The organism is Lacinutrix iliipiscaria, from assembly GCF_042686125.1.
Taxonomy (GTDB): Bacteria; Bacteroidota; Bacteroidia; order Flavobacteriales; family Flavobacteriaceae; genus Oceanihabitans; species Oceanihabitans iliipiscarium.
Window position 1 is genome coordinate 26059 of the sequence record NZ_JBHUOV010000007.1, and the last position, 18152, is coordinate 44210.

The 18152-nt window shown below is 32.5% G+C and carries 16 protein-coding genes; 13 read left to right on the forward strand and 3 right to left on the reverse strand.

The window, feature by feature from the left end; all coding sequences use genetic code 11:
* The first annotated feature begins 27 nt into the window (after nt 1-27).
* Entirely contained in the window at nt 28-486 is a 459-nt protein-coding gene (locus ACFS5M_RS10605; protein WP_183488811.1) for a hypothetical protein, read from the forward strand.
* Complete coding sequence (locus ACFS5M_RS10610; RefSeq protein ID WP_183488808.1) at nt 476-1408, forward strand: hypothetical protein; 933 nt, start codon at nt 476-478, stop codon at nt 1406-1408. Before ACFS5M_RS10605 ends, ACFS5M_RS10610 begins: the two co-directional genes overlap by 11 nt.
* On the opposite strand, the gene ACFS5M_RS10615 is transcribed toward ACFS5M_RS10610, so the two are convergent.
* Nucleotides 1405-2088, reverse strand: coding sequence for a cell division ATP-binding protein FtsE (locus tag ACFS5M_RS10615; RefSeq protein WP_183488805.1), 684 nt, complete (start codon nt 2086-2088; stop codon nt 1405-1407). The two genes, ACFS5M_RS10610 and ACFS5M_RS10615, sit on opposite strands and share 4 nt — an antisense overlap.
* Nucleotides 2089-2283: 195 nt before the next feature.
* Between ACFS5M_RS10615 and ACFS5M_RS10620 the strand changes: the two genes are divergently transcribed.
* From ACFS5M_RS10620 to ACFS5M_RS10635, 4 genes are all read left to right on the forward strand, one after another.
* Nucleotides 2284-5304: a tetratricopeptide repeat protein gene (locus ACFS5M_RS10620; RefSeq protein ID WP_183488802.1), complete on the forward strand. Its 3021-nt coding sequence runs from the start codon at nt 2284-2286 to the stop codon at nt 5302-5304.
* Nucleotides 5305-5327: 23 nt separating this feature from the next.
* Nucleotides 5328-7058 (forward strand): TonB-dependent receptor, encoded by a 1731-nt coding sequence (locus ACFS5M_RS10625; protein ID WP_183488797.1) that lies wholly within the window; start codon nt 5328-5330, stop codon nt 7056-7058.
* Nucleotides 7059-7165: 107 nt separating this feature from the next.
* Nucleotides 7166-8788: an amidohydrolase gene (locus tag ACFS5M_RS10630; RefSeq protein WP_183488794.1), complete on the forward strand. Its 1623-nt coding sequence runs from the start codon at nt 7166-7168 to the stop codon at nt 8786-8788.
* Nucleotides 8789-8815: 27 nt separating this feature from the next.
* Entirely contained in the window at nt 8816-9346 is a 531-nt protein-coding gene (locus ACFS5M_RS10635; protein ID WP_183488791.1) for a DUF2059 domain-containing protein, read from the forward strand.
* Here the strand turns inward: ACFS5M_RS10635 and ACFS5M_RS10640 are convergent.
* Nucleotides 9336-10043, reverse strand: coding sequence for a class I SAM-dependent methyltransferase (locus tag ACFS5M_RS10640; protein WP_183488788.1), 708 nt, complete (start codon nt 10041-10043; stop codon nt 9336-9338). The two genes, ACFS5M_RS10635 and ACFS5M_RS10640, sit on opposite strands and share 11 nt — an antisense overlap.
* Nucleotides 10044-10102: 59 nt before the next feature.
* On the opposite strand from ACFS5M_RS10640, the gene ACFS5M_RS10645 reads away from it, so the two are divergent.
* The 4 genes from ACFS5M_RS10645 to ACFS5M_RS10660 all read left to right on the forward strand — a co-directional run bounded on the left by ACFS5M_RS10645 (nt 10103) and on the right by ACFS5M_RS10660 (nt 13446).
* Nucleotides 10103-10597: a YkgJ family cysteine cluster protein gene (locus ACFS5M_RS10645; RefSeq protein WP_183488785.1), complete on the forward strand. Its 495-nt coding sequence runs from the start codon at nt 10103-10105 to the stop codon at nt 10595-10597.
* Between the two features lie 36 nt (nt 10598-10633).
* Complete coding sequence (locus ACFS5M_RS10650; RefSeq protein WP_183488782.1) at nt 10634-11470, forward strand: sterol desaturase family protein; 837 nt, start codon at nt 10634-10636, stop codon at nt 11468-11470.
* Nucleotides 11471-11503: 33 nt separating this feature from the next.
* Nucleotides 11504-12352: a glycerophosphodiester phosphodiesterase family protein gene (locus tag ACFS5M_RS10655; RefSeq protein WP_183488779.1), complete on the forward strand. Its 849-nt coding sequence runs from the start codon at nt 11504-11506 to the stop codon at nt 12350-12352.
* 245 nt (nt 12353-12597) lie between these two features.
* Nucleotides 12598-13446: a hypothetical protein gene (locus ACFS5M_RS10660; protein ID WP_183488776.1), complete on the forward strand. Its 849-nt coding sequence runs from the start codon at nt 12598-12600 to the stop codon at nt 13444-13446.
* Between the two features lie 3 nt (nt 13447-13449).
* Here the strand turns inward: ACFS5M_RS10660 and ACFS5M_RS10665 are convergent, their stop codons facing one another.
* Nucleotides 13450-14697 carry an exo-beta-N-acetylmuramidase NamZ family protein gene (locus ACFS5M_RS10665; protein ID WP_183488773.1) on the reverse strand — a complete coding sequence of 416 codons (1248 nt, stop codon included), beginning with the start codon at nt 14695-14697 and terminating at the stop codon, nt 13450-13452.
* Between the two features lie 5 nt (nt 14698-14702).
* On the opposite strand from ACFS5M_RS10665, the gene ACFS5M_RS10670 reads away from it, so the two are divergent.
* The 3 genes from ACFS5M_RS10670 to ACFS5M_RS10680 all read left to right on the forward strand — a co-directional run bounded on the left by ACFS5M_RS10670 (nt 14703) and on the right by ACFS5M_RS10680 (nt 18137).
* The gene (locus tag ACFS5M_RS10670; protein WP_183488770.1) at nt 14703-15938 is read left to right on the forward strand and encodes an ABC transporter permease; all 1236 of its coding nucleotides are present in this window, start codon (nt 14703-14705) and stop codon (nt 15936-15938) included.
* Between the two features lie 256 nt (nt 15939-16194).
* Nucleotides 16195-17175: a PLP-dependent cysteine synthase family protein gene (locus ACFS5M_RS10675; protein ID WP_183488767.1), complete on the forward strand. Its 981-nt coding sequence runs from the start codon at nt 16195-16197 to the stop codon at nt 17173-17175.
* 152 nt (nt 17176-17327) lie between these two features.
* Complete coding sequence (locus ACFS5M_RS10680; RefSeq protein WP_183488764.1) at nt 17328-18137, forward strand: AraC family transcriptional regulator; 810 nt, start codon at nt 17328-17330, stop codon at nt 18135-18137.
* The last annotated feature ends 15 nt before the right edge of the window (nt 18138-18152 follow it).

The following is an 18152-nucleotide window of genomic DNA, read 5'->3' on the forward strand; positions in this document are numbered from 1 at the left end:
AGCTAAAGACTTTAGCTTTGTAACGAAATGAAATGGTATAAAAATTTTGTTGTTTTTTGGACACTCCTATACTTGGTTTTTGCTTTTGTTGGTCGTTTTACAACTTCTAATAAAGAAATATTTCCATTTTTTAGATGGTCGTTATACTCAAAAACACCAAATACCTTAAACTTTCCCTATGTTATGGTGACCAAAATTAAAGACTCCATTTTGCAACCACCAATAAATATTTTAGAACTTCATAACGTACATCATATTTCTACAGTTGACATGAATTTAAATGTTAAGGCGTTTTATTATGATATGCTAAAGTGTAAAGACAACAATGAAACCTATCAAGGCGATTTTTTTAAAATTCTCCCAAATGATAGTGAATTTAATCTCTATGAAAAAACAATCGATTTAAGAGAAAAGGACTATAAAAGTACTGAAGCCATTGTTAAAATTTTAAGTGTAAAAAATAATACAACTCATTTTGAAAGATAAAATACAATCACATTTTTTCTGGAAATATGCAAATGGTGAGTTTTCACTATTCAATAAACCTGTTGATGTATTATATGATAAGATAACTAACATCGTTAAATTTTCATATATATTCTTCTTATTCTTAATGTTTACTCAACTTTCTAATAAAAATTATGTGCTTAATGAAAGTATGATAGATCCTTTGTGGCCAATGCTTTTATTTGAAAATGTGTCACCTACAATAATGGCATTGTTCTGCCAAATTAGCCTAATATCTGGATTTATTTTATTAACCTTTTTCTTTAATAATAGATTTCTTAAAGTCTTTGTCTTTGTTGTCTTTTTCCTGTATTTGGCTTTTTTGAATTCCTTCGGAAAAATAAATCATGGATTTCATCTTGTATTAATGCTGCTGTTCTGCTTTGCATTAATCCCGAATCATAAAGCCTCAAATTATAAAGAGAAAACCATTCTTATTTTTGCCTCTGCGCAATTTTTCGCTTTGCTCGCATATGCATTAACTGGTTTTTGGAAGGTGTTTTGGGGCATTATTGAGTTTTTTACTAAAGATGTTAGCTTGTTTTCTTCTTTGTCTTTTAGAAACATTTTAATAGAACAATTCCAACTGACTAATCCACCAGTAATTGGCGCTTGGTTTTTAGAACACTATTATGTTGGATACGTTTTTTATTGTGCTGTAGTATTTGTAGAATTGTTTGCAATCTATGCCTTTTTTAAGTCTAATTTACATAAGGTTTGGGCTGTGTTTTTAATAAGTATGCATCTAGGAATACACCTTGTGTTAAATGTAAATATGTATCCAGCAATTATGGCTATAGGCTTGTTGTTGTTAATGTCTCCTTTTCATCAAAGTACAAATTTAAAAACAACGCTATTAACTTTTCCTATTGTGCGTCAAGTAAAGCAGAGGTTTTTTTAGGCTTTTCGTTGTACCACTTCAAACACTTGATTTTCATCACATTTTAATGTTTTACTTGGGTATTTTAAAAGCAATGCATAATCATGAGTAGCCATTAAAATTGTATTGCCATTTTTGTTAATGTCTTGTAAGACTTCCATAACTTCAATGCTAGTTTGAGGGTCAAGGTTTCCTGTAGGCTCATCAGCCAAAATAAGTTCAGGATTATTTAGTAATGCTCTAGCAATAGCTACGCGCTGTTGTTCTCCTCCAGAAAGTTCATGAGGGAATTTAAAGCCTTTAGTTTTCATATCGACCTTATCTAGAACGTCTTCAATTCTAATCTCCATTTTGGCCTTATCTGTCCAACCTGTTGCTTTTAAAACAAACAATAAATTATCATTTATGGTTCTATCTGTAAGCAGTTTGAAATCTTGAAAAACCACACCTAATTTTCGTCTTAAAAAAGGAATGTCTTTTTCTTTAAGCGTTCTTAAATCATAATCAACAATATGCCCTTCACCTGTTGTCAAGGCTAAATCGCCATAAAGTGTTTTCATAAAACTACTTTTTCCTGAACCAGTTTTTCCAATGAGATACACAAAATCACCTTTGTTGATTTCTACATTAACATCAGAAAGCACCAAGCTGTCGCCTTGAAAAATAGAAACATCTTTTAATTGTAAAACAGGATTTGACATAAAATAAAGTGGTTTTTAAGAGTTGTAAATGTATTACTAAAAAGTTTAAAGTTCAAAAAATAATGACGTCTTATGATTACGCTTCACCAAATGCAAAATATAATATTTAATAACTCCGTTTATAATTATAACAAAATTCTAACGTTATGATTTGCATATTGATTTATCTTTGATTTTAACAAAAATGAGTAGTTAATGACTAGAAAGCACCTTTATATATTTCTGATTGCTTTAGCGCTTGGTTTTCAAACTATTGCTCAGCAATCTGCAACATACACAAGTGATTTAGTAGAATACCAAAAAGCATTATCGCTATATAATAACCAACAATACTTAGCTGCACAATCGCTGTTTAATCAAATTAAAAAAACAGCTGATACAGATATTTTACAGTCAGACTGTGCCTTTTATATTGCTAATTGTGCTGTGCGCTTAAATCAACAAAATGCCGATCAATTAATAGAGCGCTTTGTTGAAGATTATCCTACAAGCACCAAAAAAAATACAGCTTTTGTAGATGTAGCTGATTATTACTTTACTAACGGAAAATATGCCTATGCTAAAAAATGGTATGATAAGGTAGATGAAGATGGATTGGCTAGAAGTGAAAAGGAAAAATTTAATTTTAATAATGGTTATGTCGCTTTTACGACGAATGATTATAAAACCGCAAAAACTTATTTGAGTCGAGTGGAAAACTCACAAAAATATGGTTCACAAGCGAAGTACTATATTGGCTTTATGGCTTACCAAAGCGATGACTATGATAAAGCCAATGAGTACTTTGATCAAGTAAGCGATGAAGAAAAATACAAAGAAAAACTATCCTATTATCAAGCCGATTTACATTTTAAATTAGGGAAGTTTGAAAAAGCGATAGAACTAGCAAAAGAGCAGTTGCCAAATAGTGATAGAAATGAAGTATCAGAACTTAATAAAATTATTGGTGAAAGCTATTTTAATCTTGAACAATATGCTGAAGCTATTCCGTTTTTAACAGAATTTAAAGGTCGTCGTGGGAAGTGGAATAACACCGATTATTACCAATTAGGCTATGCGTTTTATAAACAAAAAGATTATGAAAAAGCAATTAATGAGTTTAACAAAATTGTAGATGGTAATAATGCCGTAGCTCAAAATGCGTATTATCATTTGGGAGAAAGCTATGTTAATCTTGATAAAAAACAAGAGGCTTTAAATGCGTTTAGAAATGCATCTCAAATGGATTTCGATTTAAAAATTCAAGAAGACGCTTGGCTAAACTATGCAAAAATCAGTTATGAAATAGGTAACCCTTATCAATCTGTGCCACAAGTTTTAACAGCGTATTTAGAGACTTATCCAGATTCGGCTTATAAAGAAGACATTGAAACCTTGTTGATTGATTCTTACATTACTTCAAAAAATTACAAAGAAGCCTTAAAATTATTAGAAGGTAAAAAGAGTTTTGAGAACAAAGTGGCTTATCAAAAAGTGACTTTTTATCGTGGTTTAGAATTGTATAACGATAACAAATTTCATGAAGCCAAAAATCATTTTGACAAATCGTTAAGCGAATCGCAAGATGCAAAATACACGTCGCGTGCAACATTTTGGAAAGCCGAAACGGATTATAATTTAACTAATTTTGATGACGCTTTAGTCGGTTTTAAACAGTTTCAACAGCAATCAGCTTCAATAGATACACCAGAATATACAAACATAACGTACAATCTAGCTTACACTTACTTTAAACAAAAAAATTATACGCAGGCTACAGAGTATTTCAATCAATTTATTGCTAAAAGTAAAGCGGATAAAGTACGTTTGAATGATGCATACTTACGTTTGGCAGATGGTTATTTCGTTTCAAGTCAGTATAACGAAGCGATTCAGTCTTACGACAAAGCTCTTCAACTAAATGCCTTAGAATCAGATTATGCGTTTTTTCAAAAAGCAATTAGCTATGGTTACGTTGGAAAAGCTTCCAAAAAAATATCTGAATTAGAAGCCTTTATTTCTAAATATGAACGCTCTAAATTACGTGATGACGCCATGTATGAACTTGGCAATTCTTATGTGAAAGCTGGAAATTTATCAAAAGCAATGCAAGTATATGATCGTCTTAATAACGAATATAAAAGAAGTGTTTTTGTGTCTAAAACATTGTTGCGTCAAGGTTTAGTGCATTATAATTCTAGTGAAAATGAATCCGCTTTATCAAAGTTTAAAAAAGTAGCTAATGATTTTCCTGGAACTCCAGAAGCAAATCAAGCAGTCTCTACAGCACGATTAATTTATATTGATTTGGGTCGTGTAAATGAGTATGCTGCTTGGGTGAAGACTTTAGATTATGTACAAGTTACGGATGCCGATTTAGACCACACGACATACGAAGCTGCAGAGAAAAAATATTTAGATAATAATACGGATGAAGCAATACGTTTGTTTAATGGGTATTTAAATGAATTTCCTAATGGTTTATACGCATTGCAATCACATTTTTATGTGGCACAAATGTATTTTAAAAATGAGTTGAAAGACAATGCGGCACCTCACTTTAAGTATGTTGTTGATGCATCGCAAAGCGAGTTCACTGAAGAAGCACTATTACGTCTATCTCAAATTTATACAGAACGAAAAAAATGGTTAGAGGCTATTCCTGTACTTACGCAATTAGAAGCTGAAGCAAGTTTTCCTCAAAATGTAGTTTTTGCACAATCTAATTTAATGAAAGCAAACTATGAGTTAGAGCAATATGCTGATGCAGTAATTTATGCTGAAAAAGTCTTAAATCAATCAAGTATAGATAATAAGATTAAAAGCGATGCACATGTTATTATTGCACGTTCTGCAATGAAAACAGGAAATGAAGATAGAGCTGAAACAGCTTATGCTCAAGTTGAATTGACTGCAACTGGAGAAACTGCTGCAGAAGCTTTATTTTATAACGCTTATTTTAAACATAAGGCAGGAAAATTTGAAGCTTCTAATGCAATCATTCAGCGTTTAGCTAAAGATTTTTCTGGCTATAAATATTATAGTGCTAAAGGTTTGGTAGTGATGGCTAAAAATTACTATGCTTTAGATGATGCGTTTCAAGCAACTTATATTTTAGAGAGTGTGATAGATAATTTTCCTGAATTTGAAGATGTTGTTGCTCAAGCTCAAACCGAATTAAATCGTATAAAAACCGAAGAAGCCAAAACTAACTCATCAATAGTTCCTGAAGATTAATGTCATCAATTAAAAAGAATGCTATGCGCAAGCAAAAAAATATAATTCTAGTTGTTGTATTCATCCTAGTTTCTACTCTGGGATTTTCACAAGAACGTGATAATGATACTATAAACACAGATGTTATTCAAGTGGTTAAGCCTTATACACCAACAATATCTGATGCCTTTAAAGTGAAAGAAGTACCATCGCTTGATGATGAAACTACCACAACCAAAAAAGAAATTAAATATAATATTTTTTCTTTTCCAGTGGCTTCTACGTTCACACCTGCAAAAGGAAAAGCGGCAGATGTAGATGAAGAAGCTCCTGCAAAATTGTTTGATAATTATGCTACGCTTGCTGCTGGAATGTACACCACAATTTTAGGTGAAGTATATTTAAATCATGCCATTAACAGAACTGAAAGTGTTGGAGGTTATGTGAGTCATCATTCATCTCAAGGCGGCATTAATGGTGTGCTTTTAGATGATGGGTTTTCAGATTCAAAAATCAATGTCAATTATGCAAGAAATGAACGCGATTTAGCATGGAATGTTGCCGCAGGATTTTCGCATCAATTTTATAATTGGTATGGTTTGCCAGAAGTGTTATTCGATCAAGAAGCAGCTGATATGATTGGTGATGTTGGACATTCATTTTATGGTGTGCATCTAGGTGGTGATATCGCTTTTGAAGATACATATATTAATTCTGGAAGCTTGTTGTTTAGACGCTTTGGAGATAATAACGGTTCAGGAGAAAACAGATTTAAAGCCAAGCTTGAAGTTGATATTCCTATAAATGACCAAAACATTATTACAGGTGTAAAACTAGATTATTTAGGTGGAGGTTTTGATCGAAATTATTTTTCAACAGAAGAAATAAAATACGGAAATTTCAATATTGGTTTGTCTCCAACTTATCGCTTAATTCAAGAGGATTTAACGTTAGATTTAGGGGTGTCTTTGTACTATTTAAACGACTCAGAATTTGGAGACAACAAGATCTTTATTTATCCTAATATAACTGCTTCTTACAGATTGGTTGATGAGATTTTAATTGCTTATGGAGGAATTCAAGGGGATTTAATTCAAAACTCTTATTACGATTTTGCCCAAGAAAATCCGTTTGTATCACCAACCTTATTTATCACACCAACTGATCAACAGTACAATGTTTTTGCTGGATTAAAAGGGAAGTTGTCGAATAATATGAGTTATAATTTAAAAGGTAAATACATCGCAGAAAGTGATAAAGCCTTGTTTAGAAATAACGAAGTGACTGGTGGTGATGAAAGTTATATGAATGGAAATGCTTTTGGAATTGTTTACGATAATGTGTCCACTTTTGGTGTTTCAGGAGAAATTAATGTTGATGTCAATAGAAACTTTACTTTAGGATTGAAAGCAGAATACTTTGCGTATGATGTTGATGAACAAGCAGAAGCTTGGAATTTACCAGACTTTAAAGGAAGCCTGTTTTTAGATTATCAAATGACTAAACAGTGGTTTGCAGGTGCAAATCTGTTTTATGTTGGCGAACGCAAAGATCAGTTTTTTATGCCAAGTTTAATACTGCCAACGTCTCCAGTAACAGTAACTTTAGATAGTTATTTTGATGCTAATGCACATGTTGGGTATCATATAAATGATCGGTTTTCGGTGTTTTTTAAAGCGAATAATATCGCTAATCAGGATTACCAACGTTGGCAAAATTATCCTGTACAAGGCATTCAGTTGTTAGCAGGAGCAACATATAAATTTGATTTTTAATATGTCTGTCATCCTGAGCTTGTTTCAGGATCTCATCAAATTGGTCTAAAACTTAAATAAAAGCGTTCATATCGAACGCTTTTAGTATTTTTACAAAAATTCTACTGATGAAAAAGTACCTTCTCTTAATCACTTTATTAATCACTTTATCTTGTAGTAAAGAAAAGCAGCACGTCGATACTATAATCACTAACGCTCATATTTATACAGTAAATGCAAATTTTGAAACTGCTGAAGCCTTCGCCATAAAAGACGGTAAATTTGTAGAGGTAGGAAAAAATAATGACATTCAAAGTAAGTTTGATGCCGATTCAATTATTGATGCAAAAGGACAAACCATTGTTCCTGGTTTAATTGATGCACATTGCCATTTTTACGGATTAGGATTAAATCAACATCGTGTCGATTTAGTGGGTACTGAAAGCTTTGTGGAAGTCGTTAAACGTGTCACAGATTTTCAGAATCAAAGACAAAAGGCCTTCATCATAGGTCGAGGTTGGGATCAAAACGATTGGGAAGAGAAAGAGTATCCAACTAAAGCGTTACTCGATCAATTATATCCTCATACTCCTGTAGCTTTGAGTAGAATAGATGGACATGCGATGTTGTGTAATCAAGCAGCCTTAGATTTAGCTAATATTACCGTAAATACTAAAGTTGAAGGCGGAGAAATTTTAAAAGAAAAAGGAGAACTTACAGGTGTTTTAATTGATAATCCAATGGAATTGGTCGAAGCTATTTATCCAAAGCCAACAAAAGAAGAAAAAATAGCAGCACTTTTAGAAGCGCAAACGATATGTACGAATTTAGGATTAACTACGGTTTCTGATGCAGGCTTAGGTAGACCTGTTATAGAGTTAATTGATAGTTTACAACAAGCAAAAAAACTCAATATAAGAGTTTATGCAATGATTAGTAATAGACCTAAAAATTTAGATTATTTTCTGTCTAAAGGAAAAATTAAAACAGAAAAATTAAATGTACAATCGGTTAAAGTGTATGCCGATGGTGCTTTAGGGTCTCGTGGCGCAACACTAAAAGAGGAGTATTCAGATAAGCATGATCATTATGGAGCAATGGTTATTGGTTTAGAGGCTTATAAGAATTTAGCTCAGCGAATTGAAAAAGCAGGCTATCAAATGAATACGCATGCTATCGGAGATTCAGCGGTGAGTTATGTCTTAAAAACCTATGAGAAAACTTTAGAAGGAAAAAACGATAAACGTTGGCGTGTAGAACATGCTCAAATTATTACTGATAATGATTTTGAATATTTTAAAAACGATAATATCATCCCATCAATTCAGCCAACTCACGCAACGAGCGATATGTATTGGGCAGAAGAGCGCATTGGCAAAGACCGAATTAAAGGAGCTTATGCCTATAAAGCATTACTTGAAAAAAGTAAGAAAGTAGCTTTAGGAACCGATTTTCCAGTAGAGCAGGTGAGTCCTTTTTTAACATTTTATGCTGCAGTATCTAGACAAGATTTAAAAGGATTTCCAGAGGGAGGTTTTAATATGGATAACGCCTTGTCAAGAGAAGAAACTTTAAAAGGAATGACTATTTGGGCTGCATATGCTAATTTTGAAGAACAAGAAAAAGGTAGTATTGAAGCTGGTAAATTAGCAGACTTCATCATATTAGATAAAGATATTATGAAAATTCCAGTTCAGGATGTTCCAACGATTAAGGTGTTAGAAACTTTTATTGATGGCGTGGCACAGTAATTGTAAATAAAAAAATAAAATAAACAGATGAAATCAATATTGACCCTTATTATCACTTTTATTATTTCTACGGCATCTTTTGCGCAAGTCGATGCATATAGTGAAGATGTGAAAAAATGTATCAAGAGTAATGGTACAGTAGACTATTATGAAAATGTAGTCGATCAGCTGTTTACAATGCTAGAGAAACAATATGCTTCACAAAACGTTCCTGTTTCAGTTTGGGATGAATTAAAATTGCTAAAAAAAGAATCTTTAGAGGAACTAAGCCAAATGATGGTTTCTGCTTATCGTGGTCATTTTTCGCATCAAGATGTTAAGAACATGAATGCATTATACTCAACACAAGCTGGACAAAACATGTTTAAAGATGCTAGCGCTTTAACCGAAGCCGATAAAGAAGCTTTAACCGAGTTTTATAGAAGTGAAACAGGACAAAAAATAACAGGTTCGCAAGATTCTATGAATGAGTCTATGAGTAAAATCTCTGAAATATGGAGTAGTGATTTATACCGAACTATTGTAAATAAATTAAGCGAAAAAGGATTTAATCTTTAATACTTAGCTTAGCTAAATAATCAAAATGTTCACCTTCTTCAATTAATTCACAGTCTAAACCAACAGACAAACAAACTGTAAGTAAGGTGTTAAAATCTAAATAAAGCCATTTCATAGGCTCCTCTTTTTCACCTTTGTAACTTAAGAAGTAATCGAGTTCACCATAGTAATTAGTGTTCATGTCAATCCATAAGCCACCATCTTCATCTTCATACATATACTTAATATCACTAGAGTCGATTAAGATTTGACCATTAGGTTGAAGCAAGCTTTTGAGATGCTTTAAATATTTAGAAGTTTGTTGCAATTCTTGAAAAATGCCTGTACCATTCATTAAAACTAAAAGTGTGTCAAAAGTTTCGGTTTCTTCTAAAAGTGCTTTTTGTTCAGTGTGAATCACACCCCTTTGTTTTGAAACTTTAATAGCGCCTTTAGAAATATCTATAGCTTTCACAGTAAAACCTTTATCTTGTAAATACAAGCTGTGATTTCCTGCGCCACAACCAACATCTAAGACTTTCCCTTTTGTCAATTTTAGTGCTGTTTGCTCTAATTTTGGCATGGTTTCAAAGTTTCTGAAAAGATAAGGTAATGGTAAAACATCTTCATCACTTATGTTTGTTGAAGTGATAAGGTCTTCAGTATATTTTCCATTTTGATAATCTAATAACGCTTTTCCGAATAAATCCTTTTCCATAAAATAATTGTCATGCTAAACGTGATTTAACATCTTATTTAAAATACTACTTTTGTGTTATGGAAGAATTTCTAAATGAGCTTCCAAAGCTCGCCAAAGATAAGCATAAGGAAAACAAAACCTTTTTTACTAAGCTAAAAAAGAAGACACCAAAGAATTTAGATTATACGATGCAAGACTTGCATGAAGAAGAATTCGAGCGTACAGATTGTTTAACCTGTGCGAATTGCTGTAAAACTACTGGTCCATTATTTACCGATAAAGATATCGAGCGCATTTCAAAGCATTTTAAGCAAAAACCACAACAATTTATTGAGCAGTTTTTAAGAGTAGACGAAGAACACGATTATGTATTACAAAGTGTGCCTTGTACTTTTTTAGGTGCAGATAATTATTGTTCTATTTATGAAGTGAGACCAAAAGCTTGTCGCGAGTTTCCGCATACAGACCGAAAAAAGTTTCAACAAATATCTAATCTAACACTAAAGAACGTCGCTATTTGTCCAGCCGCTTTTAATATCGTTGAAGAAATGAAGCGAAGAATAAAAATCTAATGCTTCAATTTATTATATTTAGAAAAATTCTGAATCTTGGAAAACCTAATTAACTATTTTGAAACTATTCCGTCTTTGCATCGAAGTCTTATCCTAGTTGGTGGAATTACATTTTTTTGGCTTTTAGAAGGAGTATTGCCTCTGTATAAGTTTACCTATAAAAAATGGAAACATGCCGTTCCTAATTTGTTTTTTACACTCACCACAGTGCTTATCAATTTCGGATTGGCTTTCTTATTATTAAACTCTGCAGACTGGGTAAAAGTAAATGATTTTGGAATCATTAATTGGTTGCCAGAAATGCCTTTGTGGTTATATGTGCTTCTTGGTGTTTTATTATTAGATTTTTTTGGTGCTTATTTAGCACATTATGTAGAGCATAAGGTTAAGCCTCTTTGGATGATTCATTTGGTGCATCATACAGATCATAAAGTCGATACGACTACTGCAAATAGACATCATCCTCTAGAAAGCATCATCCGATTTTCTTTTACTTTGTTTGGTGTTTTTGTTGTGGGAACTCCAATAGCCATTGTGATGCTGTATCAATCATTATCCTTAATATCTACTCAATTTACTCATGCAAATATAAAATTGCCTAAAAAAGTAGATCATGCTTTAAGTTATATATTGGTTTCGCCAGATATGCATAAAGTGCATCATCATTATGTGTTGCCTTATACAGATTCAAATTTTGGCAATATTTTTTCAGTTTGGGATCGACTTTTTGGAACGTTTATGACATTAAATCGAGATGAATTGGTCTATGGCGTAGATGTTTTTCCTGATGAGGCAGAGAATAGCAGCATAACTAATTTGTTACAACAACCCTTTCAGAAATATAGAAAACCAACGATTATTCCAAAAGAATAAATAGGTTCTGGCTTACTTTTCAAATTACAGTAAATGAAGTGTACTAACCCAAAAGGCATAGAGGTTCAAGGACATAGAGGTTGTCGAGGGCTTATGCCTGAAAATACACTTCAAGCTTTTGAAAAAGCTATTGACTTAGGTGTACAGACTTTGGAGTTAGATGTGGTGATCTCTAAAGATAAAAAAGTCATTGTGTCTCATGAACCTTATTTGAGTCGAACAATTTGTTTAGATGCTGAAGGCAATACTATTCCTAAAAAAAAGGACAAAGCCTATAACTTATATCAAATGACTTATGAAGAAATTAAAGCCTTTGATTGTGGAATGAAATTTCATAAAAGATATCCTAACCAGAAAAAAATAAGCGCGTTTAAACCTTCATTAGAAGATGTTTTTTTAAGAACAAAACACTTAAGTAATCATATTAAATTTAATATTGAGATTAAAGCGAAACCAAAGTATGATGATGTGTTTACGCCTCATCCCAAAGAATTTGTTCGTTTAGTACTTGAAACAATTAATACTTATGATGTATTTAGTAGATGTAATTTGCAGTCTTTTGATTTAAGAATTCTTGAACAGGTGAAGCAACAAGCGCCACAAATGAAAGTTGCAATTTTGATAGATGAAGATGAAAGCATTTCAGAAAAAGTAAAAAAGCTTAGTTATAAACCAGAAATTATAAGTCCATACTATAAGTTATTAGACCAAACAACCGTTTTGCAATACCAAAAAGCAGATTGCGAGGTTATACCTTGGACAGTTAATTCGGCTTCTGAAATGAGTGATATGATTAATTTTAAAGTTGATGCCATTATTACCGATTATCCAGATGTTTTATTAGATATTCTTAAAGGAAAACAGGCAGCCTTATCAACTTGATAAAGTTTCAATATCAAAGCTTGAATATTCCTATTATATGGCTTAATTGTTTGATAACTAATTATTTTTCAGTGTTTTTAGTAAAACTAGCAATGACGATTTCAGGAAAATAACAGTTCAACTAAAATATTAGAGAATTCAACGAGTTTTCTTATTATTTCGAGATTTCTTTACCACATTGGTCTTAATTAAAACAATATTTGACAAGAATTTGATTGATAGCACTAACAAATTTCAGTTAAATAATGAAACAAATCTACGTAAATAAAAACTTTACATTAACTATAGTAAACCTACTACTAGTTATGTTGACCTACTCAGTATTTGCTCAAAATACTGTTTATTCTACAATTGCAAAAAATATTCATCCCGATGGAAGAAGTTTGCATCATGATTTAAACGCTGCTGGAGATACACTTCATTTAAAGAGTAATTATAAACTGTTTAAAGTTGAGTTTATGGGCAATAATGAATCTAAAGTATTCATGATTGAAGGCTCAAAAAGCGAAGCGTTTATTCCTCTAGCGTCAGTTCCTGTTGGAGAATATACCATAGCAGGATTTCAAATCGAAAGAAGTGATGATATTTATCAATATCAAAAGACGATTATTTTTAGAATTTCTAGACTATTACCAATCCCAACATTTCAAGACGATGTTATTGCTGATGTAGCACCAGAAATTATTAAAGACGAGCCTATAATTGAAAAAGCGACCTCTGTAGCAGAAATCAATAAGGAAGCACCAATTATTGAAGAGGCTAATGCTGTTGCTGAAGTTAAATTACCAGAACCAGAAAAAAAGAAACGTCTCAAAAAGGCAGTTAAGCCAAAAAATAAAAGTGCAATTGCATCTCATCAACCTGTTTCAAAGTCTTTTGTAGAGTCTAGACGACCTAAAGCTGTAAAAGAGCAACCGACTAGTGATTTAACAACTAAGGCCTCTCGACTTGTCGAAACAAAAGAACCAAGGTTAGATACTACAGAATATAAATCATATAACCTTTCTACGAGAAGAGGAGGTCGATATGTTGTACAATCTCGTGCAGAATATAGACGAAATAACTTAAGACCTAATGGTCAGCCCTATAACTAGTTTTTATTCATAAATTAAGTATGCTTTTCGCATGTTATTATAAGCCTCAAGACCTGTTGTCCATGAGGCTTTTATTTGTGTTATAGTGAAGTTATTTTCAATTTGATTTTGTAAGGTTTCAGTTCCAGCAAGCTTGGTAAAAAAAGGAATAAAGAAATCAGCCTTATCCTCAGTTTTCGAATAGGCATCAATTAAGAAAGATAAGTTTAAATCGATTAATCTTTCTTCTGTTTGACTTAAGTCATAGCCATGACAAACCTTCCCATCGTGCTTAGGGTATTTTGAGCCTTCATTGGGTTGAGGTGTAAAACTAAAACCTGTTTCAGGTAAAAAAGGTGAACCATAAATTTGAAATTGTTTTTCAGTACCACGACCAGCACTAACATTTGTGCCTTCAAAAAAGCATAAACTTGGATATAAATTAATGGCTTTATCATTAGGCAAATTAGGTGAAGGTTTTATGGGTAAATGATATACAGTTTTATGAGTGTAGTTCTTCATTTGAATGATGCTAATATCACATTGCACACCATTTTCTAACCATTTTTCGCCATTAATCATTTGAGCAAACTCACCAATTGTCATGCCATGCACCACAGGAATAGGATGCATACCAATAAAACTTTTATGTTCTGGCTCAAGAATAGGACCATCTATATAATGTCCATTAGGATTTGGTCGATCTAAAATAATTAATGAAATATTTTGTTCAGCACAGGCTTCCATAATATAATGCAAAGAGGAGATGTAGGTATAAAAACGCACGCCAACATCTTGAATATCAAAAATAAGAACATCTAAACCTTCAAGTTGCGCTTTAGAAGGTTTTTTGTTTTTGCCATAAAACGATACTATAGGTAAACCTGTTTGCTTGTCTATACTATCATTTATAAATTCACCAGCATCAGCTTTACCTCTAAAACCATGCTCTGGGGCAAATACTTTTTTTACATCCACTTTTAATGCTAATAACGAATCTACAAGATGCACGTATTTATTTTCAGCTTTAAAAATTACAGAGGTTTGATTCGCAACAATACCAACACGTTTTTCGTTAAGTAGTGGTAAATAAATTTCTGTTCGGTTGGCACCAATAACTAATTCGTTTTCTTTAAAAAGTATCGTTTCATCCTGAATTGGATTTAGAGTCTCATTAGTTTCTGCTAATTTATCTTTTGTTTTAGAAGCACAAGAAATTAATACCAAAACAAATAATAAAACTGTATTTTTGAAAACATTAAATCGTATCATCTAGTTTGAATTTTGAGTTTTTTATAGCTAAACGCATTATTGATAGTAAAGCGTATAAAAGTAGCGTTTCAGCACCAATAATAAAAATTGGAATTGCAGCCATTGCTATTGGTATTATTGTTATGATGATAACCATTGCAACAGGAATTGGCTTGCAACAAAAAATTAGAGATAAAGTATCTGCGTTTAATGGCCATATTATTATTTCTAATTTTGAAAGTAATAATTCTCAAGAAAGCGGAAAACCAATTTCTACTCAACAAGATTTTTATCCCAATTTCAAATCCGTAGATGGTATTAAAAATGTACAAGCTGTGGCTTCAAAGTTTGGGATTATTAGAACCGAAACCGATTTTGAAGCTATTATTGTTAAAGGTGTTGGAGGCGATTACGATTGGAATTATTTTAAAGAATTTCTTGTCGAAGGACGCTTGCCAGATTTCAGTAAAGACAGAAACCAAGATGTATTAATCTCTCAGGAGCTTGCAAATAAAATGCAATTTAAACTTGGTGATAAATTCACTACTTTTTTTAGAAAAGACGATCCTAATAAACCACCAACTCCTAGACGTTTTACTATAGTTGGAATCTATAACTCTGGTCTTAAGGAATTTGATGAAACTTATGTGATAGGAGATATTAAACACATACAACACCTCAATAAATGGGACGCAAATCAAGTTGGGCATTTTGAAGTTTTACTAGATGACTACAATCAATTAGATGCGAAATTTAAAGCGGTCTTTCAAAATACACCCTCGCTTCTGCAGACTGTAACAGTAGAGCAAAAACACAGTTCTATTTTTGAATGGATTAGTATTTTCGATAAAAATATTTACGGATTAATAAGCATAATGATTTTGGTAGCAGGCATAAACATGATTACGGCTTTATTAGTTTTAATACTCGAGCGCACCAAAATGATAGGAATATTTAAAGCACTCGGAAGCAACAATTGGAGCATAAGAAAAGTGTTTTTATACAATGCCAGTTATATCATTTTAATTGGCTTGTTTTGGGGAAATCTCATCGGATTTTTATTACTCTTAACTCAGAAATATTTCAAGCTTTTCCCACTAGATCCATCCGTTTATCACGTTAGTGAAGTCCCAATCGATATTAATTTAGGCTACATTCTCGCGCTCAATATTGGCACCTTTATCCTATGTTTGCTCATGTTATTAATTCCGTCGTACATCATCACCAAAATTTCGCCAGTCAAAGCCATTCGTTTTGAATGATTTTTAGTTCGGGCGTTTCCTTTATTCGCTTTCGTTGCACTCAGCCAATAAACGTCGCGCTTTTCGTTATATCTTTTTTACACAATTCAGTATAAAAAAGGATGCCACTGCAATCGCTAACGCAAATTGAGTTGTTAAAACAATGCAAGTGTTATCGTTTAATAATTGCACTAAAATTTAATCCATAAAATAAAACTGCCTTTTCTCTTTCCGCTTTTAACTTTTGCCTTAAATTTGCAGTTGTAAAAAAAACAAAATGGACTACGCTAAAAATATGCTTGAAACTATTGGGAATACACCATTAGTGAAGCTTAATAAACTAACTGCAGATTTACCTTGTTTAGTACTTGCTAAATACGAAACGTTCAATCCAGGCAACTCTGTAAAAGACAGAATGGCTTTAAAAATGATTGAAGATGCAGAAGCCGATGGACGACTAAAACCAGGAGGAACAATCATAGAAGGGACTTCAGGAAATACAGGAATGGGTTTAGCACTTGCAGCAATTGTAAAAGGGTATAAATGTATTTTTGTAATGGCAGACAAGCAGAGTAAAGAAAAAGTAGATATCATGCGTGCCGTTGGTGCAGAAGTCATTGTATGTCCAACAGCTGTAGAACCAGACGATCCTCGTTCATATTATTCTGTGTCAAAGCGTTTGGGCGAAGAAACACCAAATTCTTGGTATGTGAATCAATATGATAATCCAAGTAATGCTAGAGCACATTATGAAAGTACTGGTCCAGAAATTTGGAAACAAACCGAAGGGAAAATCACGCATTTTGTAGTTGGTGTTGGCACAGGAGGTACTATTTCTGGTGTCGGTAAATATTTAAAAGAACAAAATCCGAATATTAAAATTTGGGGAGTTGATACGTATGGTTCTGTCTTTAAAAAATACCATGAAACTGGTATTTTCGATGAAAAAGAAATCTACCCTTATGTTACAGAAGGAATAGGTGAAGATATTTTACCAAAGAATGTAGATTTCGATATTATCGATGGCTTTACTAAAGTTACCGACAAAGACGCTTGCGTATATACACAACGCTTAGCTAAAGAAGAAGCAATGTTTTTAGGGAATTCTGCAGGTTCTGCAATTAAAGGCGTTTTACAATTAAAAGAACACTTCACAAAAGATGATGTTGTTGTTGTTTTATTTCACGATCATGGTAGTCGTTATGTAGGTAAAATGTTTAACGACGATTGGATGCGAAAAATGGGTTATATCGATTAAGGCTATAATGCTTAAAGGATTTTATAAAACTAAAACCCAAGCTTATTGCTTGGGTTTTTTATTTGTCTAAAATCAGACAGTAAAAAATATAAACTGCTAAAAGCCTGAATGTTAGTGCTAGTTTTTTTAAATTAGAAGCATAGAATTCAAACATGCTATTTAAAAAATATCCTCCTTCAAAAGAATTTGCGCATCTTATTGCGTATTTCTGGACTTTAAAATCGTCTGAAAATGACATCGCTGATGCGACTTACAGATTTGTTCCAGATGCCTATGTCGATTGGGTATTCCATACTGGAAATCCATGGCAATGCGATTTCCCAAATGTGTCGGAAAACAAAAAAACAAGTCAGTTTCACGTTTTTGGGCAAATAAAAAAATATATTAATTTATCCTTACCAGAACATAATCTAGATGTCTTTGGTGTAAAATTTCATCCTTGGGTGGCTAATAAAGTTTGGAAGGTGGATATGCATTATCTTACAGATAGCTGCTTAAGTTTGTGTCAATTAGAGTTGCCAAATATGCTCGAATTACAAGAGCAAATTTATATCTCAAAGCGCATCAATGAAAAGATGAAATGTATAGAACAGTATTTATCGTCTTATGTAGGTGACTCAAATAATAAAAGTTTAGAACAGACCTTCTCAAGCTTGAGTATTGACGCTAGTCAATTAAAGGTTCAAGGTTTGGGAATTGGTATTCGACGTTTAGAACAGCGTTTTAAAAATGAAATCGGCATTTCTCCTAAATTGTTTATACGTACCATTCGTATTAATACCGTAATTGAGCAGATGAAAATAAATAAGCATCAGTCTTTAACACAATTAGCCTTGGAACACAACTATTATGATCAATCACATTTTATAAAAGATTTTAAACAGTTTACAGGACTTAATCCTAGCAAGTTCTTGAAATCTATTAATCCAAATGGTGATATTTTAAATTTACGAGTGAGCTAAAAAGTTTCGTTTTTT